Origin of the sequence: Arthrobacter sp. SLBN-100 (genome assembly GCF_006715305.1) — a bacterium.
Classification (GTDB): Bacteria; Actinomycetota; Actinomycetes; order Actinomycetales; family Micrococcaceae; genus Arthrobacter.
Map to the genome: position 1 here is coordinate 979,518 of NZ_VFMY01000001.1, position 23,203 is coordinate 1,002,720.

Consider the following 23,203-nt stretch of genomic DNA (forward strand, 5'->3'; position numbering starts at 1 on the left):
GCAAGAGTCGCAGACAAGAGACATCCCTTCGCCGGTGCTAGCCGGACAGGTTCAACGGGTGTGGATCTCAGCCGGCTCTCTGCGCGGCACCCCGTGTCGGTTTCCCAGCCTAGCTTTTTTGGCGGATGCAGGCAGCAGGTGACACATTGCGACCGGCGGAGCCGGGCTTTTTCCTTGTGCCGGCCGCCGGAACGGTTTGAGCGCGGGTACAGGAATGCCCGGCCGGCCACTGTTGGTGGCCGGCCGGGCATGACCTGCTGAAGACGGGGTTTCTCGGCCCCTTTAGAGCTCCGAGGCCGGAACCCCTACGCCCAGGATGATGGGCGCGTCCGCTGACTTCGCAGCTGGCGTGCCCGCGCCTGTGTCTGCAGCGTCTGTGTTTGCAGCCGCCGGGTTTCCGGCGCTGGCAGGTTCGGGCGCTTTTGCCTGGTGGGAATGGCCCGTGCTGGCCACAGCCACGCTCTCGTGCTGCTGCACGGCGGTTTCGTTGGCAGCACCCTGGGCACGGCTGGCGCTGCGGTGGCGCCGGGGCCGCCGCTGCCGCGGCTGCTCCAGCGTGTGGTCGCTGTAGTCCTTCTCTGGTGCTTCAACGCGCTGCTGAGCGGGCTCGGACACCGGCGACACCTGCTCGGCCTGGGGCTTCAGCTCAGGTTCTGCCTGCGCCGCCTGCGCTTCCGTGTCCGCTTCAGGCTGGCCGAGGTGGGCGAAGGCTTCTGCGAGCCTGTCCAGGGTGAGGGCCGGCCGCGGCTGCTGCTCGTCCGCGTGTTCAACGAACGGCAACGCGACCTTCTCGCCGCCGAAGGTGAGCACGGCGGCCGGACGGGCATCGGCGTCGCGCTTTTCGACTACCTGCGTGGCATCAGGCTTCTCCGCAGCCTGCTGCCTGGCTGCCGCCACTTCGTCGTCGTGCAGGTGCGCTGCGTGCGCCGCGGCGGCGATGTTGGCCAGGGCAAGCCTGGTAGCTTCCGCCTTGGCGTGCCGCTCCGCATCCGAGGGTTCGGGGTGGACGGTGTGGATCTGGACCGCGGCGGCGGGCGCTGTTTCAGGCGCCTGGCCGTTGCGGCCCCGGCGCCTCTTGCGGTCCGGGCGGGCGGCGGACTGGTTGTTATCCGGGCGCAGGCTGTCGGGGCGGTGGCCTTCGCTGCGGGCTTCGGGCCTGCTGTCCGAGCGCTGAACGTGGTGCTCGGCGGCCACGATGTTGGCCCGGCGGTGCTCCACGGGGTCGTCATGGGTGACGACGCCGCGGCCCGCGCACGCCTCGCACTGCTCGCCGAACACTTCGAGCAGCCCGGTACCCATCCGCTTGCGCGTCATCTGGACCAGGCCAAGCGAGGTAACCTCCGCGACCTGGTGCTTGGTGCGGTCGCGTCCCAGGCACTCCACGAGGCGTCGCAGCACAAGGTCACGGTTGGATTCGAGGACCATGTCAATGAAGTCGATGACGATGATGCCGCCGATGTCGCGGAGCCGGAGCTGGCGCACCACTTCCTCCGCAGCCTCGAGGTTGTTCTTCGTTACCGTCTCTTCAAGGTTGCCGCCGCTGCCGGTGAACTTGCCGGTGTTGACGTCCACCACGGTCATGGCTTCGGTGCGGTCGATCACCAGCGAACCGCCGGAGGGAAGGAAGACCTTCCGCTCCAGCGCCTTGTGGATCTGCTCGTCGATGCGCCAGGCGGTAAAGATGTCCTGGTCCTTGGTCCACTTCTCGAGCCGTCCCACGAGGTCCGGAGCCACATAGGTGACATACGCCTCGATGGTGTCCCAGGCTTCCTCGCCGGAGACGATCAGCTTGGAAAAGTCCTCGTTGAAGACGTCGCGGACCACCTTGATGGTGAGGTCCGGTTCGCCGTAGAGCAGCTCCGGGGCAAGGATCTTGGTGGACTTCGACTGGCTCTCGATGCCCTCCCACTGGGCGCGCAGCCGGTTGATGTCGTGCGTCAGCTCTTCCTCGGACGCACCCTCCGCAGCGGTACGCACAATAACGCCGGCCTGCTCCGGAAGGCGGTCCTTCAGGATGCGCTTGAGGCGGTTGCGTTCAACGTCGGGCAGCTTGCGGGAGATGCCGGTCATGGAACCGCCGGGTACGTACACCAGGTAGCGGCCGGGCAGGGAGATCTGGCTGGTCAGGCGGGCGCCCTTGTGGCCCACGGGGTCCTTGGTCACCTGGACCAGGACGGTATCGCCCGACTTCAGCGCGTTTTCGATCCGGCGCTGCTTGCCTTCGAGGTTAACGGCTTCCCAGTTCACTTCACCGGCGTACAGGACGGCGTTGCGGCCGCGTCCGATGTCCACGAAGGCAGCTTCCATGGACGGCAGCACATTCTGGACCTTGCCCAGGTAAACGTTGCCGATCAGGGAGTCCTGCTGCGTCTTGGACACAAAATGTTCGGCCAGGACCCCGTCTTCGAGGACGGCGATCTGGATCCTGTCGTCGCGCTGGCGCACGATCATCTGCCGGTCCACGGATTCGCGGCGGGCCAGGAACTCCGCTTCGGTGATGACTGTGCGGCGGCGGCCGGTGTCCCGCGACTCGCGCCGGCGCTGCTTCTTCGCCTCCAGGCGGGTGGATCCCTTGACGCTGGTGACCCGGTTGCTGACGGCGGGTTCGCTGACGGCGCGCGGCGCCCGGACCCGGGTGACGGTGTTGGGCGGGTCGTCTTCCCCGCCGCCCGTCAGCTCAAGGTCCTGGTCACCCCGGCGGCGGCGGCGGCGACGGCGGGACGTGACGCCTTCCTCCAGCTGCCCTGCAGCCTCCTCATCGCCGTCCTCGGAGGCATCGGCGTCGGCCTCCTCGCTGCCTTCAAGCTCAGCGCCTTCACCCTCGCCGGGACGGTTGCGGTTACGGCGGCCGCGGCCCCGGCGCCTGCGGCGGCCGTTGGCGTCATCGGTGTCGCTGTCATCGGCTTCGTCCTCGACTGCTTCCGCGGCGGCGGCGGGTGCCGGGCGCACTACGGTGCTCAGGTCCGGGGCCTGGAACAGCACGGAGGTGGGGGAAGCGGGTTCCAGGAACAGGGAACCAAAGGGGCTGGCTGGGGCGGCGGGCGCCTGCTCCCTGGATGCTGCTTCAACGGAAGCCTCTGCGGACGGCTGTGCCTGGGGAGCCTGCTCTGCGGGCGCTTCTGCGGCTGCCGCTTCTCCGGCTCCAGCCTGTTCTGCTGCAGCCTCTGCTACCGCGGCCTCTTCTACCGGCACCTGTTCTACTGGGGCCTCGCCGGCCTCGTTGGCAGACGGGACGGGGGCTGCTGCGACGGCATCCGCCGGCGCTGCTTCTGCAGCCACCGGTTCTGCAGCTGCCGGTTCGGTTGCTGCCGCGGTGGCGGCTTCGGCTCCACTTGGCGCCGAGGTCTTACGGGTAGCCACGCGGCGGCGGCGGACCGGCTTCGCATCGGGCTCAACCTGCGCGGTGGCTTCCACAGCCGGAAGCCCGGGAGCGCCGGCAGTTTCCGGGGCTGCTTCCCCTGCAAATGCCGGCAGCGGCTCAGCGACGTCCACCTTTTTGCGGGAGCGCGAGCGGCGGGCGGGAGCCGTGGCCTCGGGAGCGCCTGCTTCCTCGGCGTCGGGCACGGGGATCAGGGCGCCATCGGCCTTGGGTTCCGCTTTGCGCCGGGTCCTGGCGGCTTTCTTTGGCGCGGCCCCGGCCTCCGTGACCGGTGCATCCTCGTTAACGGCTGAAACTTGTTCATTATCCATATGTGGCAACACTCCTGCCCCTGACGTACCGCCACATCCGGCACCCATTGGGGCACATATTGTCAAAACCCGCAGGCGTTGACAGAAGTCAAGTGGATACCCCCAGGTTCGCACCGGCAGTGGGGTGCGGCAGCCCGTGGGGGCCGGCAGGATGTTCTAAAAACCCGTTGTTCTACGTGCCACAACCAGGTGCCGCCCAATGGAGTCGCGGGAGACTGCCTCGGTGGAACCGATGCCTGCCCTGCTCATCACTGGCGGTCTTGGAACAAGCCACCGGACCGGAGTCCGAATGTGGTTCGGCTTCCAGCCACGTTCATTCTCTCATACCCAAGGTAAATCCCGGCGGAAGCCGGGCGGGGCCGTTAGCCCGGCCCGGCATCCCTGGACGGCCCTTCCAGCGTCCGGCGTTACAATCAGGGCAAGGAGCACCGGATGAAAAGGACGCCATACCAATGCCCAGCATCTCCCCCCTCAGCGGCAGGCCTGCGCCGGAACGGAGCCTGAACCAGGACAGCGGTCCGGCTGCCAGGACAGCAGGAACCGTTCCTCCCATGACCCGGAGCCGGCCCTTCGGCTGGCTGCTGGTGATCACGGGCGCCATCGGCTGGCTCGCCTCCGGAACCCTGGTCCTGGAAAAACTCGAGGTCCTCAAGGATCCGAACCACACCACCGTATGCGATGTGAACCCGTGGATCTCGTGTGGGCAAGTGATGCAGACGTGGCAGAGCTCCCTGTTCGGCTTCCCCAACATGTTCATCGGAATCGTCGCTTTTGCCATCATCATCACCGTGGGCATGGCGCTGCTCGCCGGGGCAACCTTCGCCCGCTGGTACTGGCTGGGGCTGCAGGCAGGCGTCACCCTTGGATTCGCGTTCGTGGTGTGGCTCTGGTCCCAGGCCCTGTACTCGATCCACATCCTTTGCCCGTTCTGCATGATCGTGTGGGCAGCCATGATTCCACTCTTCGTCTGGATGACCATCCGGAACATCACTGCCGGCGTCATCCCGGTGCCGGCAAACGCTGCCCGCGTCCTGGGTGACTCCGGCTGGATCATCACCGCTCTGCTCTACGTGGCCGTGATCGCCACCATCTTCTTTGCCTTCATCCAGGTTTTCGCGGGAACCTCCGGTTTCTAGCCTTCGGCGCTTCCGCGCAAACGCAGCGGCCCCCGGTTCCGTGGAACCGGGGGCCGCTGCGTTTTTTCCTTGGACCGTCAGCCCTCGAACCAGATCTTGATCTCACGCTCGGCAGAATAGGTGGAGTCGGAGCCGTGCACCAGGTTCTGCTGGACCTTCAGGCCCCAGTCGCGGCCGAAGTCGCCGCGGATAGTGCCGGGGGCTGCCGTGGTGGGGTCGGTGGTGCCGGCCAGCGAACGGAAGCCTTCGATGACGCGATCGCCTTCGAAGATCGCTGCCACCACAGGGCCTGAGAGCATGAATTCCACCAGGGGCTCGTAGAAGGGCTTGCCCACGTGCTCCTCGTAGTGCTGCTCCAGCAGTTCGCGCGTGGCGTCCACCTTCTTCAATTCAGCCAAGGCGTAGCCTTTGGCTTCGATCCGGGCCAGGATGGCGCCGGTAAGGTTGCGGGCGACGCCGTCGGGCTTGATCAGGACGAGGGTGCGCTCAGTAGTCACAACTGCTCCAATGCGTTGGTGGGGTTTCGGGGACAAGTCTACGGGGACTTTGTTTACGGGGACTGGGGCTGCTGGCCGGGCCCGGCGGCCTGGTCCGGATGGGCTGCTTCCCATTCGGCCTGTTCGCGGGCCCGCTGGCCGGCTTCACGGTCCAGCCGGATGCCCGTGCGGATCCCGTACCACCACGCCAGGGCGAACAGTGCTCCCACCAGGAACATGGCCGGCTCGAAGATGCCGGTGAGGATCAGAACGAGCTGCAGGATCCAGCCGAGTCCAACACCCCAGGCCTTGGTGAGGAAGGCGCACGCCACGATCATCACCACGCTCAGGCCGATACCCACGCCCAGGATCAGCGCCGGCGGAAATTCCCCGCGGCGCAGCCCGAACACCGCCAGGGTGGCGAAAAACATCACGAAAGCTTCCAGCAGCAGCACGGTGGAGGCGAACATGACCTTGGTGGAGCGGCGCTTCTTGGGCATGCCCGGCCGCCACTCGCGCTGGGCCTTGGTCAGCTTGGCCACGGCCTACGCCTCCGTCTTTCCGAGCAGGATCCGCGCTTCGGCCACCAGGGTGATGGAGCCGGTCACCAGCACGCCGCCGGAAAGGTCGTCGTTGGCTTCGGCCCGTTCGACAGCCCACTCCAGGGCGTCGTCGAGCTTTTCCTCTACGTGCACATTGTCCTCACCGAAGCCAAGGTCAATGGCCAGCTCGGCCAGTTCGGCGGCCGGGACGGCCCGCGGCGAATTCGACTGGGTGAAGCAGTACTCCTCTGCCACGCCGCCGAAGGATTCCTTGAGCTGGCGAAGGATTTCCTCGGCGTCTTTTTCCTTGAGGATTCCCACCACCGGCACCAGCCTGGTGAAGGTGAACGCTTCCTGAAGGGCGGCTGCCGACACCTTGACGCCGTCGGGGTTGTGGGCGGCGTCCACCACAATGGTCGGTGCCGTGCGGACCACTTCGAGACGGCCCGGGGAGGTGACGGCGGCAAATCCTTCCTGCAGCACGTCGAAGCCGAGTTCCTTTTCACCGCCGAAGAAGGCTTCCAGGGCTGCCACCGCTACGGCGGCGTTCTGTGCCTGGTGGGCTCCGTGCAGCGGCACCAGGAGGTCGGGGTAGCGGCCGGCGATGCCCTGGATGGTGACCATCTGTCCGCCCACGGCCACGGTCCGGGACTCGACGCCGAACTCCACGCCCTCGAATTTGAAGGGAACGCCAACGTCCTTGGCTTTGTCGAGCAGGACCTGCGCCGCGTCAAGGGGCTGGGCGGCGCTGATGAGGTAACCGCCGGGCTTGATGATCCCGGCCTTTTCGTGGGCAATGTCTTCGGTGGTGTCGCCCAGCAGGTCCGTGTGATCCAGCGAAATGGGCGTGACCACCGAAACCTGCCCGTCCCCCACGTTCGTGGCATCCGTGATGCCGCCGAGTCCTACCTCGATGACCGCCACGTTCACGGGCTGGTCGGCGAAGATGGCGAAGCCCAGGATGGTGAGGCATTCGAAGTAGGTGAGGCGGGGCTGCCCCTCAGCCTCCAGTTCCGAGTCCACAATCTGCAGGTAGGGACGGATCTCGTCCCAGATCCGGACGAAGGTTTCATCCGGTACGGGCTGCCCGTCGATGCTGATCCGTTCTGTGACCTTGGACAGGTGCGGGCTGGTGTACCGCCCGGTGCTGAGGCCGTGGGCCCGCAAAACCGATTCGATCATGCGCGCAGTGGAGGTCTTGCCGTTGGTCCCGGTCACGTGGATGATCGGGTACGCCTTGTTGGGCTCTCCCAGCACGTCCATGGCCCGGAACAGCGGGGCCAACCGCGGCTCCATCTTGTTCTCCGGCGCCCGGCCCAGCAGTTCGGCGTAGACGCTTTCTACGGAAAATTCGTCAGTCATGGATTAGGCCTCTACTTTTTCGACGGTGACAGCCGGCTCGGCGAGGTCCGAGGGTTCTGCCGCGAGGTCCACGGTAAGGGTCTCGCCCTTCACCAGTTCCGCGTTGGCCAGCAGGGCGTCGACGACGTTCTGCCCGGCAGTCACGGAAGTCCTGATCCGGTCGCTGACATTCAGTCCGGCATCCTTGCGTGCCTGCTGGATGGAGCGGACCATGTCCCGGGCCAGGCCTTCAGCCTCCAACTCGGGGGTGACCTCAGTGTTGAGGACCACAAAACCGCCCCCGGGGAGGACTGCGACGGAAGCAGAACCGCCGTCGGACTCTGCTACCACCGTCTCCAGCGTGTACTCCTGGGGTTCCAGCTGGAGCCCGCCCGAAACAACGACGCCGTCGACGCCATCGATTGTCTGGACCGACCAGTCACCGGACTTGGAGCCCTTGATGGCAGCCTGGACGTTCTTGCCCAGCCGCGGACCTGCAGCCCGGGCATTGACCACGAGCTTCTGCTGGATCCCGAACTCCTCCGGGGAGGCCGTGGCGGCGTCCAGGAGGCGGACCGAGCGGAGGTTGAGTTCATCCGCGACGACGGCGGCAAAGCCAGCCAGCGCATCGGCACCAGGTGCCACCACGGTCAGTTCCTGCAGCGGCAGGCGGACGCGCAGGTTTGCTGCCTTGCGCAGCGAGGAACCGGTGGAGCAGATCTGCTGCACCTTGTCCATGGCCTGGACCAGGTCCGGGTTCGCCGGGAACAGGCCCGCATCGGGCCAGTCAGCCAGGTGCACGGAGCGGCCACCGGTGAGGCCGCGCCAGATTTCCTCGGAAACCAGGGGCAGGAGGGAGGCCGCCACCCGGGTGACGGTTTCCAGCGCGGTGAACAGTGCGTCGAAAGCGTCGTGGTCCTCGTCAAAGAACCGCTGCCGGCTCCGGCGGACGTACCAGTTGGTGAGCATGTCAAGGTAGCTGCGCAGTTCGTCACAGGCACCGGAGATGTCGTAGGTATCCAGCTGCTCCGTCATGTTCCGGACCAGCTCGCCGGTGTTGGCCAGCAGGTACTGGTCCAGCGTGTCGGCGTAACCGTCGTAGCGCAGCCTGGCGTCATACCCCGAACCGCCGTTGGCGGCATTGGTGTAGAGCGTGAAGAAGCTGTACACGTTCCACAGCGGCAGGATGACCTGGCGGACGCCGTCGCGGATTCCCTGCTCGGTGACCACCAGGTTGCCGCCGCGGAGGATGGGGCTGGACATCAGGAACCAGCGCATGGCGTCTGAGCCGTCACGGTCCAGCACCTCTGAAACGTCCGGGTAGTTGCGCAGGCTCTTGGACATCTTCTGCCCATCGGAGCCCAGCACGATGCCGTGGCTGATGACGTTCCGGAACGCCGGCCGGTCAAACAGTGCGGTGGAGAGGATGTGCAGCATGTAGAACCAGCCGCGCGTCTGGCCGATGTACTCCACGATGAAGTCCGCGGGGTTGTGGGTGTCGAACCAGGACTCGTTCTGGAAAGGGTAGTGCACTTGGCCGTAGGGCATGGAACCGGAGTCGAACCAGACGTCCAGCACGTCCTCCACTCGGCGCATCACCGACTGGCCTTCTTCGGGGGTGCGGGGATCGTCCGGGTTTGGCCTGGTCAGTTCGTCGATGAAGGGGCGGTGCAGGTCAACCTGGCCGTCTTTGTCCAGGGGCAGGCGGCCGAAATCAGCTTCGATCTCGGCGAGTGAGCCGTACACGTCCGTGCGGGGGTACTCGGGGTCGGTGGACTGCCACACGGGGATGGGGCTGCCCCAGTACCGGTTGCGGCTGATGGACCAGTCGCGGGCGTTTTCCAGCCACTTGCCGAACTGGCCGTCCTTGACATTGCCCGGGATCCAGTTGATCTCCTGGTTCAGTTCGGACATCCGGTCCTTGAACTTGGTGACCTCCACGTACCAGGAGGACACGGCGCGGTAGATCAGCGGGTTGCGGCAGCGCCAGCAGTGCGGGTAGCTGTGCTCATAGCTGGCCTGCCGGACCAGTCGGCCCTGGGCGCGCAGCACCTGGGTGATGGGCTTGTTGGCCTCGAAGACCTGCAGGCCCACGATGTCGTGGAGGTCGCCGTGCTTGAACAGCGGGAGGAATTTGGCACCCTCGTCAACGGAGAGGATCACCGGGATGCCTGCTTCTTCACAGACTTTCTGGTCGTCCTCGCCATAGGCCGGAGCCTGGTGGACGATGCCGGTGCCGTCGGTGGTGGTGACGTAGTCGGCCACCAGGATCCGCCAGGCATTTTCCATCCCGTATTTTTCGTTGTCGCTGAAGTCCTGCCACAGCGGCTGGTAGCCAAGGCCGTCCAGCTCAGCACCCGTGTGCGTGGAAACTACGGCGGCCTGCGCTGCCTTGAAGTCGTCGTACCCGAGGTCCTTGGCGTAGCTCGCCAGCAGGTCGGCTGCGAGCAGGAAACTGCCGCTGACCGGCGCGTCCGCGGAGGCAGCCTTGATGCCGTTCGGGCCAACCGGCAGCACGGCGTAGGTGATGGAAGGCCCGACGGCGAGCGCGGCGTTGGTGGGCAGGGTCCAGGGCGTGGTGGTCCAGGCGAGGGCCTGGACGCCGGCCAACTGCCGGGAGAGTTCGGACTCGCCGGCGAGGAGGGGGAACGTCACCGTGACGGTCTGGTCCTGGCGGTTCTTGTAGACGTCGTCGTCCATGCGCAGCTCATGGTTGGACAGCGGCGTTTCGTCTTTCCAGCAGTAGGGCAGGACGCGGTAGCCGTTGTAGGTCAGGCCCTTTTCATGGAGCTGCTTGAAGGCCCAGAGGACGGACTCCATGTATTCGACGTTGAGGGTCTTGTAGTCGTTGTCGAAGTCCACCCAGCGTGCCTGGCGGGTGACGTAGCTGCGCCATTCGTCGGCGTACTTCATCACGGAGGCGCGGCAGGCGTCGTTGAACTTGTCGATGCCCATGGCCTCGATCTGCGTCTTGTCCGTCATGCCGAGCTGCTTCATGGCTTCCAGCTCTGCCGGCAGGCCGTGGGTGTCCCAGCCGAAGCGGCGCTCCACGCGCTTGCCGCGCTGGGTCTGGTACCGGCCCACGAGGTCCTTGGCGTACCCGGTCAAAAGGTGGCCGTAGTGCGGCAGGCCGTTGGCGAACGGCGGGCCGTCGTAGAAAACGAATTCGTTGCTGCCGGGTTCACCGCCGGGGGCGTCCGGGCTGCGCTGGTCGATGCTGGCCTGGAAGGTGCCGTCCTGGTCCCAGTACTTAAGGATGCGCTCTTCGATTTCCGGGAACTTCACGGAAGCGGACACGCCTGTGCTGTGGCTGGAAGAGGTGCCACTGGCGGAGGCTGAGGCCTTGGGGTAATACGTCATTCTCGACATCCTGGGTTGAGCTTGGCGAACTGCCGGCTTGCGCCTTCGTTCCGTTCAGGATGCGAGGACGGCTGCCGTTTTGTCCTCCCGGACGCCACGCCCACCGCGGTACCACCTCACTTACCGGCGCTGCCGGCTCCCTGGGGAACCGCCCTGCTCCGGCCGCTCATTGACTGCTGTGACGGGCTTACCCGTCCGGTTCTACTGACGCTGCCCGCCGTTGTGACGGGGCTGGCGTGTTCTTCCGGAAGCTCACCGGTGATAGCCGGGTCATAGCCGGTTTCAAGTCTACTATTCACCGGCCAACGTTTTCCATTCAGTACTGCCATCACCGGCCAACGGTGCCTAGAATCGGAGCCATGATTGCTGCCTGCGGCCGGCGCGGGGTTGGCGGTGAAAAACCCCGCAAACGCGCAACCCGTACGGCCCTGGCCTTTCGCTGGTTGGCTGCCGGGGCGGCGGCACCCGCGGCGGCAACATCCTTCCTTCGTGCCACATCCGCCGACTGGCCGGTCCAGGCCGTGCAGCTGCTGTCCTTCGTACCTTGGTTCACGGTTCCGGCCACTGCCGCCTTCCTGCTGGCCCTGCCGGCGCGCAGCAGGCCGCTGCAACTGCTGACTGCGGCGCTGCTCGCGGTGCACGTTGCGTGGCTCCTCCCGGTAACCGCCAGCCCCGCGGCGGCGCACCCCGGTGGGCAGAAGGTTCAGCTAAGGGCAATGAGCCTTAATGCGGAGCTGGGCGGGGCAGAAGCGGACGACATCGTCAAGCTGGTCCGGGAGCAGGGGATAGAGCTGCTGGCCCTCGAAGAATACACCGCGGCTTTGGGGGACAGGCTCGCCGCGGCGGGGCTCTTGTCCCTGCTCCCCCACCATGTATCGCATCCACGCGATGGCGCCGGGGGCGCAGCCGTGTATTCCTCCTTCCAGTTGCGCGATGCCGGCGCTATACGTGGCACTGGGTTCAGCATGCCGGTTGTGGATCTGGACTTGGGTGCCGGAAATGGGGCGGCCCTGCGGGTGGTGGCTGTGCATTGCCTGGCTCCGGTGGGTGACGGCCTGGTCCGCTGGCGGAGCGACCTTGCCGCCTTGGCCCGGACCGGCACCGGATCCGGGCCGCTGCTGCTGGCCGGCGACTTCAACGCCACGCTCGACCACCACGAATTCCGGGCGCTGCTGGCGGGGACCGGAGAAGGACGCAAACTGGTGGACGTGGCGGCCTCCCTCGGGAACAGGTTGATCCCCACCTGGCCTATGGGCGGCTACCACCTTCCCGGCATAACACTGGACCATCTGGTCACGAGCCAGGACGTCCGGGGCGCCGACTACTCAGTCCATCGGGTGCCGGGCACGGACCACGCAGCGGTGCTGGCCACCTTGGCCATCCCGGCAGGCTAGCCCTTGCGGATCAGTTTGTGATTGGCGGCCTGCGCCACCGGCCGGATCACGATCTGGTCCAGATTGACGTGGTGGGGGGCAGTTACGGCGTACCTGACCACGTCTGCCACGTCTGCGGCGGTGAGCGGCTTATCCACTCCCTGGTACACCTTTTGTGCGGCCTGCGGGTCACCGAGCCGGTTCAGTGCGAATTCCTCCGTGTAGACCAGCCCGGGGGCCACTTCGATGACCCGGAGGTTGTTTTCCGCTTCCTCCAGCCGCAGCGCCCCCGTCATCGCATGCTGGGCGAACTTGGCAGCGTTGTAGCCGCCCCCGCCTTCGTAGGCAGCCAGGCCGGCCGTGGAGGTCAGGTTCAGGACGGTCCCTTCGCCGTTGGCGCGGAGCATGGGCAGGAACGCCCGGATGAGCTTCATGGTGCCCAGCACGTTGACCCGGTACATCCACTCCCAGTCCTCGGTGCTGGCCTCGCCCACGGTATCGGCGCCCCGGGCGCCGCCGGCGATGTTGATCAGCGTGTCTATACCCCCAGCTTCCGTCACCCGGGCAAGGAGCCGGGACACGTCGTCGTCCGCGGAAATATCGGCAGTAATTGCGACGGCGCCGGTCTCGGCTTCCAGGGCGGCGAGCCGCTCCGCGCGGCGGGCCACGGCGAAGACCGTCCAGCCTTCCGCTGCCAGGGCGCGGACTGTCGCCTCACCGATTCCGCTGCTCGCGCCGGTCACCAAAGCTGCCTTTTTCTGCACGTCCGAAGTCATGGGACCACCCTAACCTCAGCTGCCCGGAGATCACCGAGCGTGTTTCGCCGGGTGAAACGGGCGGCTGCGGACCTGCAGTTGGGCCGGGGGACGTTCGCGGCCATGAAACAATTGGCAGATGGCTGAAGACAAACAGGGTACAGACACGCCCAACACCGCCCCCATCAACGTTCCGGACAAGCCGGCCCTCGAAGGCCTCGAAGCTGCCCTGACGCAGCGCTGGCTTGCCGAGGGGACCTACAAGTTCAACCGGGACACCACCCGGGAGCAGGTCTACTCGATCGACACTCCCCCGCCCACCGCCTCCGGATCGCTGCATGTGGGACACATGTTCTCCTACACGCAGACCGATGTGCTGGCCCGGTACCAGCGCATGATCGGCAAGAACGTCTTCTACCCCATGGGCTGGGACGACAACGGGCTGCCCACCGAACGCCGGGTGCAGAACTACTACGGCGTGCGCTGCGATCCTGCCATCCCGTACAACCCGGACTACCGTCCCCCGGCACAGCCTGCCAAGAACCAGCGGGACTTCGATGTGGTTTCCCGCCGGAACTTCATCGGGCTGTGTGAAGAGCTGGCCGTCGAGGACGAGAAGGTCTTCGAAAACCTTTTCCAGACGCTGGGCCTGTCCGTGGACTGGGAACTGACGTACCGGACCATCGACGACAACTCGAGGGCCGTCTCGCAGCGCGCGTTCCTGGCCAACCTGGCCGCAGGCGACGCCTACATGGCCGAGGCACCCACCCTGTGGGATGTCACGTTCCGCACGGCGGTGGCCCAGGCCGAGCTTGAGGACCGCGAGGTGCCCGGCGCGTACTACCGCTACCCGTTCTTCACGGAGGACGGGGAGAAGATCCACATCGAGACCACCCGTCCCGAACTGCTGGCGGCCTGCGCCGCGCTGGTGGCGAATCCCGACGACGAACGGTACCAGCCGCTGTTCGGCAAGAAGGTCACGTCCCCCGTTTTCGGCGTCGAAGTTGAAGTCAAGGCGCACCCGCTCGCCAAAGCCGACAAGGGATCCGGCATCGCCATGGTGTGTACCTTCGGCGACCTGACGGACGTCACTTGGTGGCGTGAACTGCAGCTCCCCACCCGCGCGATCGTAGGCCGCGACGGCCGGATCGTCAGCGAGACCCCCGAGTGGATCACCACCGACATCGGCCGTGAGGCCTTCGCCGCCATTGCCGGCAAAACTGTCTTCAGCGCCAAGGAAGAAGTGGTAAAGCTCCTCACGGCGGCGGACCTGCTCGAGGGCGAACCGAAGAAGATCATGCACCCCGTGAACTTCTACGAAAAAGGCGACAAGCCCCTCGAGGTCGTCACCTCCCGCCAGTGGTACATCCGCAACGGCGGCCGGGACGAGGACCGCCGCGAGCGGCTCATCGCACGCGGGCATGAGATCGACTTCCACCCGGCCTTCATGCGCTCGCGTTACGAAAACTGGATCTCCGGCCTGAACGGCGACTGGCTGGTGTCCCGCCAGCGCTTCTTCGGTGTGCCCATCCCCGTGTGGTACCCGCTGGATGCCGACGGCAACCCGGACTACGACTCCCCCATTGTGCCCTCCGACGAGCAGCTCCCCGTTGACCCGGCCGCCGATGCCGCTCCGGGCTTCGACGAGGCACAGCGCGGCGTCCCCGGCGGATTCACCGGGGACGCCGACATCCTCGACACCTGGGCCACGTCCTCCCTGACGCCCAAAATCGTGGGCGGCTGGAAGCGTGACGAGGAACTGTTCGCCAAGGTGTTCCCGTTTGACGTCCGACCCCAAGGCCACGACATCATCCGGACCTGGCTCTTCTCCTCGGTGGTCCGCGCCGATGCCCTGGAAAACAGCGCGCCGTGGAAGCACGCCGCCATCTCCGGCTGGATCCTGGACCCGGACCGCAAGAAGATGTCCAAGTCCAAGGGAAACGTGGTGGTACCCACCGACGTGCTGGAGGAACACGGCTCCGATGCCGTCCGCTACTGGGCCGCGTCCGCCAAACTCGGGGCGGACACTGCCTACGAAATAGCCCAGATGAAGATCGGCCGGCGCCTGGCCATCAAGCTGCTGAACGCCTCGAAGTTCGTGCTGAACCTCGGCGCCACCGAAGCATCAGTGCTTTCCGGTGACCTCTCGGTGCTGTCCAACCCGTTGGACCGGGCCGTCCTCGCCCAGCTCGCCGACGTTGTGGCGCAGTCCACCAAGGCGTTCGACAACTACGATTACGCCCGCGCACTGCAGATCACGGAGACCTTCTTCTGGCAGTTCACGGACGACTACGTGGAGCTCATCAAGGACCGGGCCTACGGCGCCGCCGGCGAAGCCGAACAGGCGTCCGTGCTTGCAGCACTGGCCACCACCCTGGACACCCTGCTGCGGCTGTTCGCGCCGTTCCTGCCCTTCGCCACCGAAGAGGTCTGGGGATGGTGGCGGAACGGTTCCGTCCACCGCGCCCAGTGGCCCGCACCGCTGGACATCCCGGGCGGCGACACCACTATGCTGGCCACGGTGGGTGTTGCCCTGAGCGGCGTCCGCAAGGCGAAGTCCGAGGCCAAGGTCAAGCAGCGTACAGAGGTCCTGTCCGCGACCATCACGGCTTCGGAGGCCCTGACCACGCAGCTGAAGGCCGGGCTTGCCGACCTGAAGGCTGCGTCGAATGCCCGCGGGATAACCCTTGTGGTGGGTGACGGCGAACTGAGCGTGAGCGATGTGGCCCTGGCCGCTACCGAGGAGCCTGCACAGGCCTGAGCGCAGCGCCTGTTCCAGGGCAAAGGGGAAGCCCCATCAGCGTTTTGCCGTTGGTGGGGCTTCGACTTTCGGCCATCTGGTGACGTCCTTGATGGTCTGGCAAGATCCTGGGAAATTTCAGGTCTTCCTACCTCGTCACTGGTAGCTTGTATCCGGCTTTGCCGATGGCTGCGTCAGATACATGTCACTGAATCTTCGGTTCCTGCGTCCCTCTTCTTTCGAAGGGGGTAAGAACCATCATTGTCCTGCCGGTTCGGAAGCGCAAGAGCCCCGGCGGAACTACAAGCGAGTAGTTATACCGGGGCTCTCTTTGCATCCCGCCGGGACAGTTGGCAGCCCAGCCTCAGCTGAATTCGGGGCGTTCGGTGCGGCTGCGCTTCAGCTCGAAGAAGTGCGGGTAGGAGGCAAGAGCCGTGGTGGCGTCCCACAGCTTGCCCGCCTCTTCACCGCGGGGAATCCGGGTAAGGACAGGGCCAAAGAAGGCTGTTCCGTTGAAGGCCACTACCGGCGTTCCCACATCCTGGCCCACCAGGGAGATGCCTTCCTCGTGGCTGGCGCGCAGCTGCTCATCGAAGGCGTCGGTGGTGGCCGCTTCCGCCAGCGAGGCGGGGAGGCCGCATTCAGCCAGGGCCTTGCTGATGACCAGGGCCCGGTCTTTCTCGCCGCGCTCATGGATCAGGGTGCCCATGGCGTCATAGAGGGCCTTGACCGATTCCTGGCCGTGTTCCGTCTGTGCCGCGATGATCACCCGCACCATGCCCCAGGCGTTGTCCATGGACTCGCGGTAGGCGGGCTCCAGGTCGCGGCCCTCATTGAGGACGGCAAGGCTCATCACGTGCCACACCGTTTCGATGTCGCGGACGTCCTCCACTTCGCCGATCCAGCGCGAGGTGATCCAGGCGAACGGGCACAGCGGATCAAACCAGAAATCGGCCTTGTTCCGTGCAGTCTCAGTCATAGGGTTCTTCCTTCAGGTGCGGGCGGCTGCGCAGGCGGCAGCCGCATCTGACGGGTGTAGTGCGGAAGGTGTTCAGGCAGACTTACGCCGCTTGGTGACGTGCGGGATCATAGTGGGTTCCGCGCCTCGAAGGACCACGTCCTCGGTGATCACCACGCTGGCCACGTCTTCGCGGCTGGGGAGATCGAACATCACCGGGAGCAGTACTTCCTCCATGATGGCCCGCAGGCCTCGTGCCCCCGTGCCGCGTTCCAACGCCTGCTCCGCGATGGCGTCCAGGGCGGTGTCATCGAAGACCAGTTCCACGCCGTCGATCTGGAACATCTTCTGGTACTGCTTGACCAGGGCGTTCTTGGGCGTGGACAGGATCTGGATCAACGCGTCCCGGTCCAGGTTGGACACTGTGGTGATCACGGGGAGCCGGCCGATGAACTCCGGGATCAGCCCGAATTTCAGCAGGTCCTCCGGCATTACTTCGCCGTAGGAATCGATCTTCTTGCTGGCCTCGTTGAGGGGTGCGCCGAAGCCGATCCCCTTGCGGCCGGACCTGGAGCCGATGATCTCCTCGAGGCCGGCGAACGCACCGGCCACGATAAACAGGACGTTGGTGGTGTCGATCTGGATGAATTCCTGGTGGGGGTGCTTCCGGCCGCCCTGCGGCGGAACGGAGGCAACGGTGCCTTCCAGGATCTTCAGGAGCGCCTGCTGGACGCCTTCGCCGGAGACGTCACGGGTGATGGAGGGATTTTCGCTCTTGCGGGAAATCTTGTCGATCTCGTCAATGTAGATGATGCCCTGCTCGGCCTTTTTGACGTCGTAGTCCGCGGCCTGAATGAGCTTGAGCAGGATGTTCTCAACATCCTCACCCACATAACCGGCCTCGGTCAGTGCGGTTGCATCGGCCACCGCGAACGGAACGTTCAGGCGTCGGGCCAGCGTCTGGGCCAGGTAGGTCTTTCCGCAACCGGTGGGACCGATCAGGAGGATGTTGGACTTGGCGATCTCGACGTCGTCATGGTGGCCGCCCTCAGCCAGGCTTCCAGATTTGGGCGCGTGGCCGGCCTGGATGCGCTTGTAATGGTTGTAGACGGCGACGGCGAGGGAGCGCTTGGCAGGCTCCTGGCCAATGACGTACTCCTGCAGGAAGTCGAAGATCTCCCGCGGCTTGGGCAGTTCAAAGCTGCCCAGATCGGCAACTTCGGCAAGTTCCTCTTCGATGATTTCGTTGCAAAGCTCAATGCACTCATCACAGATGTAGACACCGGGCCCGGCAATGAGCTTGCGCACCTGCTTCTGGCTCTTTCCGCAGAAAGAGCACTTCAGCAGATCCGTGCTCTCGCCAATCCGAGCCATATGTGAACCCCTTAGTATCTTGCTGCCAGGCAGCCTTGCACCGTTGCTGGAATCTCCACCAGCCTGCGTGGGCCGGTTGTGACAACATCCACTCTAGGTCACATTCGCTTCCGAGGGTGGAAGGAAAAGGCCGGTGGAGCCAAATGATTGGCGCCACCGGCGCTTTACTTTACCGCTACCGGGTGATTGCCTGCGGTTTGATCTTGCGTGAATCCAGGACCTGGTCGATCAGGCCGTACGCCTGGGCTTCGTCCGCGGTCAGGATCTTGTCGCGCTCGATGTCGTTGTTGACCTGCTCGGACGTCCGTCCCGAGTGGTGCGCCAAGGTGTCCTCGAGCCACGACCGCATGCGCATGACCTCCGCGGCCTGGATCTCCAGGTCGGAGGCCTGGCCGCCCTGGCCGCCGGAGAGCGCCGGCTGGTGGATCAGGACACGCGCGTTCGGCAGCGCCAGGCGCTTGCCGGGCGTCCCGGCCGCCAGCAGGACAGCGGCGGCGCTGGCCGCCTGCCCGAGGCAGACCGTCTGGATCTCCGGGCGGATGTACTGCATGGTGTCGTAGATCGCCGTCATGGCAGTGAAGGAACCACCCGGGGAGTTGATGTACAGGGTGATGTCGCGGTCCGGGTCCGTGGATTCCAGGACCAGCAACTGCGCCATGATGTCGTCCGCGGAAGCGTCGTCCACCTGGACACCGAGGAAGATGATGCGGTCCTCGAAAAGCTTGGTGTACGGGTCCTGGCGCTTGAAGCCGTAGGGCGTGCGCTCCTCGAACTGGGGCAGGACGTAGCGGCTGGACGGAAGATTACCGGCAGACCACCCGAAGTTGTAGTTCATTTTTATTGCTCCTGATCTGAGTGTTCTTGTGCCGGTCTAGTTCGCGGAGGGGGTCTCGCCCGAGGCGCCGTTGGACGATGCGCCGTTGCTGTTCGAGGTTCCGCCGCCGCCGGCAACCGAGCCGGCGTGGGCGGCGATCTTGTCGAAGAACCCGTATGCAAGGGCCTCGGTGGCCGTGAACCACTTGTCACGGTCGTTGTCCTTCAGGATGGTCTCAACGCTCTGGCCGGTCTGGTCGGCCGTCAGCTCGGCCATAACCTTCTTCATGTGCAGGATGAGTTCGGCCTGGATCTTGATGTCCGATGCGGTGCCGCCGATGCCGCCGGAGGGCTGGTGCATCAGGACGCGTGCGTTCGGGGTGGCGTAGCGCTTGCCCTTGGTGCCGGAGGAGAGCAGGAACTGCCCCATCGAGGCGGCGAGGCCGGTGGCGACGGTGACGACGTCGTTCGGGATGAACTGCATGGTGTCGTAGATGGCCATACCCGCGGTGACCGAACCGCCCGGTGAGTTGATGTAAAGGTAGATGTCCTTTTCCGGGTTCTCGGCCGACAGGAGCAGCAGCTGCGAGCAGATGGCGTTGGCGTTCTCGTCACGCACCTCTGAGCCCAGCCAGATGATCCGCTCCTTGAGGAGGCGGTTGTAGATGTAGTTGTCCTGGGCTGCAGGATCGACAGTCGCCATCCGGGGGGCCTCTGCGTGCTGTGACATGTGTACTTACCTCTCACTGGTGACGGTGACATCACTGAAAATCTCTACTTGGACACTAACCGGTTTCACCGACGTTTTGGTCGCACGCCGTGGGCTGTTCGCTGACGGCGCACGATCGGCAGGCGCCCGGCGGGCCCCCGGAGGGACATGGGGTTGGACTTGCTGTTGGACCTGCTGTTGGACCTGCCGATGCTAAGCAAACGGCCCCCGGATCCTTGGATCCGGGGGCCGTTCTAAATCTGCCTTGCGACGTGGCTAGGCCTTGGCCTCTGCCTTGTCTTCCTCGGCGGCAGCCTCGGGTGCTTCAGTCACGGCTTCCCCTGCCTCTGCGGCGGGAGCTTCCTCTTCGCCGCCGGGACGGACGAAATCGCTGAGGTCAACCGTGTTGCCCTCAGAGTCGGTCACCGTGGCCTGGCCCAGGACAACAGCCAGGGCCTTGCGGCGGCGGACCTCGGACACCATCATGGGGACCTGGCCGCTCTGATCAATGATCTGGGCGAACTGGTTGGGGTCCATGCCGTACTGGCTGGCGGTGGAGACGATGTAGTCGATCAGCTCGTTCTGGCTGACGTTGACCTCTTCCTTCTCCGCGATGGCGTCGAGGATGATCTCGTTCTGGAAGGCGCGGGCGGTGTTGGCACGGACCTCTTCACGGTGCTCCTCGGTGTCGTGCTCGCCTTCACCGTGGCCGTTGCCCTCCTTGAAGTGGGCTTCGAGCTGCTCTTCAACGACGGAGTCCGGGACCGGGACCTCTACCAGCTCAACAAGCTTGTCCAGGACCTTGTCGCGGGCCTCGACGCCCTGCTCAACAACCTTGGAGCCGGCGGCCTGCTTGGCGAGGTCCTCCCGGAGCTCGGCGAGGGTGTCGAACTCGGAAGCGAGCTGGGCGAAGTCGTCATCGGCCTCGGGGAGTTCGCGCTCCTTGACGGCCTTGACCACAACCTTGACCTGGGCTTCTTCCCCGGCGTGGTCGCCACCCACAAGGGTGGTGTTGAAGATGGCGTCTTCGTCGGCGCTCAAGCCGGTGACAGCTTCGTCGAGCCCTTCGAGCATGGTGCCGGTCCCGACCTGGTAGGACAAGCCGGCAGCGGAGTCAACCTCTTCGCCGTCGATGGTGGCGGTGATGTCGATGGTGAGGAAGTCGTCCTCAGCAGCGGGACGGTCCACCGGCTTCAGCGTGCCGAACCGGCCACGGAGTTCGTCCAGGGCCTTGTCGACGTCCTCGTCGGAGGACTGTGCCGCGGCGACCTCAACCTGGATGCCGGCGTAGTCGGGGAGCTCGATCTCGGGGCGGACGTCAACCTCGGCGGCGAACTTCAGGCCGCCATCCGTGGCGGAAGGGTCCGGAACCTCGGTAATCTCAACCTCGGGACGGCTCAGGGGACGGATGCCGGATTCCTGGACGGCAGCCTGGTACCAGCCGTTAAGGCCTTCGTTGATGGCCGTCTCCAGGACGTAGCCACGGCCGACGCGCTGGTCGATGAGCTTTGCGGGGACCTTGCCCTTACGGAAACCAGGGACCTGGATCTGCGAAGCAACGGTCTTGTAGGCCGAGTCGATGCTGGGCTTCAATTCCTCAAAGGGGACCTCAACATTGAGCTTGACCCGCGTGGGGGTGAGGTTCTCGACAGCGCTCTTCACGGTCTAAGTACTCCTGGGTTTGTGGGATGGGTTTCTGCAAACGCAATGTTTTGTCCAGGCCGAGAGGTCCGGGCCGCAGAGTCGGGGTGACAGGATTTGAACCTGCGACTTCCTGCTCCCAAAGCAGGCGCTCTAGCCAAGCTGAGCTACACCCCGTAAGTGCACAGGCAAGTCTACGGTGCCAGGCGCCGTCTTTGCACATTTGACACGTAGCCCCTGGATTAGGTTTAGTTATATCCGGCTTGAACAGCCAGCCCGAAGTACCCACCGATCAGTGCCTGCGGCACTTACAGTTGGACTTCCTTCGGGGACGTAGCTTAATGGTAAAGCCTCAGTCTTCCAAACTGATTACGCGGGTTCGATTCCCGTCGTCCCCTCCATTGCAAAGGCCCCTCCTCGGAGGGGCCTTTTGTTTTAAGCTGCAGGACGCCGTGAGTTACGGGTTACAGGACAGAGTGAAACCCCGTCATCTTCTGCAACACGTCGCAGGACGCTCCATCACCTTTTGCATCAAAGCGGGGAACGCTCCATCACTTATGGCTCTCCCCGGGGAAACCCTCCTGCACACTGCCCGCGGCCGCACCGCCATCGAAACCCCCAGGAACTGATAGAGCGATGCCCTAAAAGCTGCAGGAGCTGATGGGGCGTCCCGGAAAAAACTGCAGGACGTGATGGGGCATCCCGGGAAAAGCTGCAGGACGTGATGGGGCGTGGGAGGTGCGCCCCGCTTTCAGTTTCCCCCTAAGCCACCGGCGCTTTTACGACGCCGGAGCCTGCTGGCAGTGCGGGCACCAGTAGAGTTTGCGGGCCAACAGTTCGGCGATCAGCACCGTGGTCCGGCAGACGCGGCAGGGCAGCCCGTTGCGTTTATAGACGAAATGGGCGTTTTCCCTGGCCGGGAAAGAGTCGGTCTTCAGCGCAGCGGCATCCCCGGCCGCCTTGCCGTTGCCCGTCCAGTACCTCGGCGTGGTGGTGATGATCCGCCCGTCCGCGACGCCGTCGCTCATGACGGAGACGACGTCGCGCCAGAGCTTGCGTGCCTCGGTGTCCGGCACTTCGTTGCCCGGCAGCCATGGGTCCAGCCGCCGCCGGAAAAGGACTTCGGCGCGGTACACGTTTCCCACGCCGGCGATGACTTTCTGGTCCATCAGCAGTGCGGCCAACGGGGCCGTGCGGCTTTGCAGGTTGGTGGTAAAACGGCCGGCGTCACCCCGGCGGTTGCGCAGCGGGTCCGGCCCCAGCCGGCCAAGCACGGCTTCGGCCTCGGCGGCGGTGATGGTTTCGCAGGTGGTTGCTCCGCGCAGGTCCGCCCAGCCGTTCGTGCCCACGAGCCGGACGCGTACTGCCCCCACGGGCGCAGGTGGACCATCGTACGGACGGCCGCCGTCGCGGTCGCCGAAACTCTCCTGCTCCCCCACCCGCCGCGGCGCGCCGATGCTGGAGGACCCCGCGAAAGTGCTGTCCCCGCCGAAGCTCCAGGCCCCGTAGAGGCCCAAGTGGACGTGCAGCACCAGCGAGTGGTCAAAGTGCAGGAACAAATGCTTGCCGTGGGCATCCGCGGCGACAAGGACGTGCCCGTCCAGGAGCGCCGCTCCCCCGGTGAACCGGCCCTGGGGGCTGGAAACTGCAAGCGGCTGCCCGCCAAAGACGTCCCCGAACTGCCGTGCCAGGCGCCGGAGTGTATGCCCTTCCGGCACTACTCGATGACCTCGCCGGTGGTTTCGTAGGCAGCGATTTTGCCGATCCTGCGCACGTGCCGCTCGTCGTTGCTGAACGGCTCGGACAGGAAGGCTTCGATCAGCTCCGTCGCTTCCTCCACGGTGTGCTGGCGGCCGCCCACGGCCACCACGTTGGCGTCGTTGTGCTCACGCGCCAGCGTGGCGGTAGAGCGGTTCCAGGCCAGGGCTGCCCTGACGCCCTTCACTTTGTTGGCGGCAATCTGTTCACCGTTGCCGGATCCGCCCAACACGATACCCAGGGCGTGGACGCCGGCACTCTGGTCCGCAACCACCGCCAGCGCCGCGTTGATGCAGAACGACGGGTAGTCATCCTGGGCGTCGTACACCTTGGGACCATGGTCCACCACTTCATACCCCTTGGCGGTCAGGTGGCTGACAAGGTGGGCACTGAGTTCCATGCCTGCGTGGTCGGTGGCGATGTGGACGCGCGGGAAAGCAGGGGAAGAAGTCACGAGCAGAATCCGTTCGGTGGGCGCTGGCGGCCGGCACGGACGGTGCAGGCCGGGGGCAGGACAACACGGACAAGGATACTAGG

General features: G+C 65.3%; 16 protein-coding genes, 2 tRNA genes and 1 riboswitch. Of the genes, 4 read left to right on the forward strand and 14 right to left on the reverse strand.

Annotated elements, in window-relative coordinates; genetic code table 11:
* Positions 1 to 6: 6 nt before the first annotated feature.
* A riboswitch (TPP riboswitch) is annotated at positions 7 to 104 on the reverse strand.
* Between the two features lie 178 nt (positions 105 to 282).
* Positions 283 to 3,690: an Rne/Rng family ribonuclease gene (locus tag FBY31_RS04570; protein ID WP_142037467.1), complete on the reverse strand. Its 3,408-nt coding sequence runs from the start codon at positions 3,688 to 3,690 to the stop codon at positions 283 to 285.
* Between the two features lie 452 nt (positions 3,691 to 4,142).
* Here FBY31_RS04570 and FBY31_RS04575 point away from each other — a divergent pair, with 452 nt between their 5' ends.
* Complete coding sequence (locus tag FBY31_RS04575; RefSeq protein ID WP_142037469.1) at positions 4,143 to 4,826, forward strand: vitamin K epoxide reductase family protein; 684 nt, start codon at positions 4,143 to 4,145, stop codon at positions 4,824 to 4,826.
* A 77-nt stretch (positions 4,827 to 4,903) separates the two neighbouring features.
* Here FBY31_RS04575 and ndk read toward each other — a convergent pair whose 3' ends face one another.
* From ndk to ileS, 4 genes are read right to left on the reverse strand one after another with little or no spacing between them, the layout of a single operon-like run.
* Complete coding sequence (gene ndk / locus FBY31_RS04580) at positions 4,904 to 5,323, reverse strand: nucleoside-diphosphate kinase (protein ID WP_142037471.1); 420 nt, start codon at positions 5,321 to 5,323, stop codon at positions 4,904 to 4,906.
* Between the two features lie 53 nt (positions 5,324 to 5,376).
* Positions 5,377 to 5,844, reverse strand: a complete 468-nt coding sequence (locus tag FBY31_RS04585; RefSeq protein ID WP_142037474.1) for a DUF4233 domain-containing protein — start codon at positions 5,842 to 5,844, stop codon at positions 5,377 to 5,379.
* Between the two features lie 3 nt (positions 5,845 to 5,847).
* The gene (locus FBY31_RS04590; RefSeq protein WP_142037477.1) at positions 5,848 to 7,206 is read right to left on the reverse strand and encodes a bifunctional folylpolyglutamate synthase/dihydrofolate synthase; all 1,359 of its coding nucleotides are present in this window, start codon (positions 7,204 to 7,206) and stop codon (positions 5,848 to 5,850) included.
* Positions 7,207 to 7,209: 3 nt separating this feature from the next.
* Positions 7,210 to 10,545, reverse strand: a complete 3,336-nt coding sequence (gene ileS / locus FBY31_RS04595; RefSeq protein WP_142037480.1) for an isoleucine--tRNA ligase — start codon at positions 10,543 to 10,545, stop codon at positions 7,210 to 7,212.
* A 359-nt stretch (positions 10,546 to 10,904) separates the two neighbouring features.
* Here ileS and FBY31_RS04600 point away from each other — a divergent pair, with 359 nt between their 5' ends.
* Complete coding sequence (locus tag FBY31_RS04600; RefSeq protein ID WP_142037483.1) at positions 10,905 to 11,939, forward strand: endonuclease/exonuclease/phosphatase family protein; 1,035 nt, start codon at positions 10,905 to 10,907, stop codon at positions 11,937 to 11,939.
* On the opposite strand, the gene FBY31_RS04605 is transcribed toward FBY31_RS04600, so the two are convergent.
* On the reverse strand, positions 11,936 to 12,694 hold the full coding sequence (locus FBY31_RS04605) for an SDR family oxidoreductase (RefSeq protein WP_142037486.1): 759 nt from the start codon (positions 12,692 to 12,694) through the stop codon (positions 11,936 to 11,938). The two genes, FBY31_RS04600 and FBY31_RS04605, sit on opposite strands and share 4 nt — an antisense overlap.
* A gap of 118 nt (positions 12,695 to 12,812) precedes the next feature.
* Between FBY31_RS04605 and valS the strand changes: the two genes are divergently transcribed.
* Positions 12,813 to 15,434 carry a valine--tRNA ligase gene (valS, locus tag FBY31_RS04610; protein ID WP_142037489.1) on the forward strand — a complete coding sequence of 874 codons (2,622 nt, stop codon included), beginning with the start codon at positions 12,813 to 12,815 and terminating at the stop codon, positions 15,432 to 15,434.
* Between the two features lie 343 nt (positions 15,435 to 15,777).
* Here valS and FBY31_RS04615 read toward each other — a convergent pair whose 3' ends face one another.
* From FBY31_RS04615 to FBY31_RS04640, 6 genes are all read right to left on the reverse strand, one after another.
* Positions 15,778 to 16,392: a mycothiol-dependent nitroreductase Rv2466c family protein gene (locus tag FBY31_RS04615; protein WP_142037491.1), complete on the reverse strand. Its 615-nt coding sequence runs from the start codon at positions 16,390 to 16,392 to the stop codon at positions 15,778 to 15,780.
* A gap of 72 nt (positions 16,393 to 16,464) precedes the next feature.
* A complete protein-coding gene (gene clpX, locus FBY31_RS04620) occupies positions 16,465 to 17,745 on the reverse strand; it encodes an ATP-dependent Clp protease ATP-binding subunit ClpX (RefSeq protein ID WP_142037494.1) in 1,281 nt (426 codons plus the stop codon).
* Positions 17,746 to 17,920: 175 nt separating this feature from the next.
* The gene (locus FBY31_RS04625) at positions 17,921 to 18,580 is read right to left on the reverse strand and encodes an ATP-dependent Clp protease proteolytic subunit (RefSeq protein ID WP_079596337.1); all 660 of its coding nucleotides are present in this window, start codon (positions 18,578 to 18,580) and stop codon (positions 17,921 to 17,923) included.
* A 36-nt stretch (positions 18,581 to 18,616) separates the two neighbouring features.
* Positions 18,617 to 19,261: an ATP-dependent Clp protease proteolytic subunit gene (locus tag FBY31_RS04630; RefSeq protein ID WP_142045054.1), complete on the reverse strand. Its 645-nt coding sequence runs from the start codon at positions 19,259 to 19,261 to the stop codon at positions 18,617 to 18,619.
* Between the two features lie 282 nt (positions 19,262 to 19,543).
* Positions 19,544 to 20,929: a trigger factor gene (gene tig, locus FBY31_RS04635; protein WP_142037496.1), complete on the reverse strand. Its 1,386-nt coding sequence runs from the start codon at positions 20,927 to 20,929 to the stop codon at positions 19,544 to 19,546.
* A gap of 81 nt (positions 20,930 to 21,010) precedes the next feature.
* Positions 21,011 to 21,085: transfer RNA gene (locus FBY31_RS04640), tRNA-Pro, on the reverse strand.
* A 150-nt stretch (positions 21,086 to 21,235) separates the two neighbouring features.
* Here FBY31_RS04640 and FBY31_RS04645 point away from each other — a divergent pair.
* Positions 21,236 to 21,309: transfer RNA gene (locus FBY31_RS04645), tRNA-Gly, on the forward strand.
* Between the two features lie 378 nt (positions 21,310 to 21,687).
* On the opposite strand, the gene FBY31_RS04650 is transcribed toward FBY31_RS04645, so the two are convergent.
* Together FBY31_RS04650 and FBY31_RS04655 are read right to left on the reverse strand one after the other, a co-directional pair.
* Entirely contained in the window at positions 21,688 to 22,626 is a 939-nt protein-coding gene (locus FBY31_RS04650; protein ID WP_142037498.1) for an Fpg/Nei family DNA glycosylase, read from the reverse strand.
* Positions 22,626 to 23,120 (reverse strand): ribose-5-phosphate isomerase, encoded by a 495-nt coding sequence (locus FBY31_RS04655; protein ID WP_142037501.1) that lies wholly within the window; start codon positions 23,118 to 23,120, stop codon positions 22,626 to 22,628. The genes FBY31_RS04650 and FBY31_RS04655 overlap by 1 nt, the downstream gene beginning before the upstream one ends.
* Between the last annotated feature and the right edge of the window lie 83 nt (positions 23,121 to 23,203).

Bases quoted from the DNA above. Each gene is read 5' to 3' on its own strand.
- FBY31_RS04575 (WP_142037469.1), top strand. From the start codon at position 4,143: ATGCCCAGCATCTCCCCCCTCAGCGGCAGGCCTGCGCCGGAACGGAGC.
- FBY31_RS04590 (WP_142037477.1), bottom strand. From the start codon at position 7,206: ATGACTGACGAATTTTCCGTAGAAAGCGTCTACGCCGAACTGCTGGGC.
- FBY31_RS04630 (WP_142045054.1), bottom strand. From the start codon at position 19,261: ATGGCGACTGTCGATCCTGCAGCCCAGGACAACTACATCTACAACCGC.
- ileS (WP_142037480.1), bottom strand. From the start codon at position 10,545: ATGACGTATTACCCCAAGGCCTCAGCCTCCGCCAGTGGCACCTCTTCC.
- FBY31_RS04615 (WP_142037491.1), bottom strand. From the start codon at position 16,392: ATGACTGAGACTGCACGGAACAAGGCCGATTTCTGGTTTGATCCGCTG.
- FBY31_RS04625 (WP_079596337.1), bottom strand. From the start codon at position 18,580: ATGAACTACAACTTCGGGTGGTCTGCCGGTAATCTTCCGTCCAGCCGC.
- clpX (WP_142037494.1), bottom strand. From the start codon at position 17,745: ATGGCTCGGATTGGCGAGAGCACGGATCTGCTGAAGTGCTCTTTCTGC.
- FBY31_RS04600 (WP_142037483.1), top strand. From the start codon at position 10,905: ATGATTGCTGCCTGCGGCCGGCGCGGGGTTGGCGGTGAAAAACCCCGC.
- FBY31_RS04570 (WP_142037467.1), bottom strand. From the start codon at position 3,690: ATGGATAATGAACAAGTTTCAGCCGTTAACGAGGATGCACCGGTCACG.
- FBY31_RS04605 (WP_142037486.1), bottom strand. From the start codon at position 12,694: ATGACTTCGGACGTGCAGAAAAAGGCAGCTTTGGTGACCGGCGCGAGC.
- valS (WP_142037489.1), top strand. From the start codon at position 12,813: ATGGCTGAAGACAAACAGGGTACAGACACGCCCAACACCGCCCCCATC.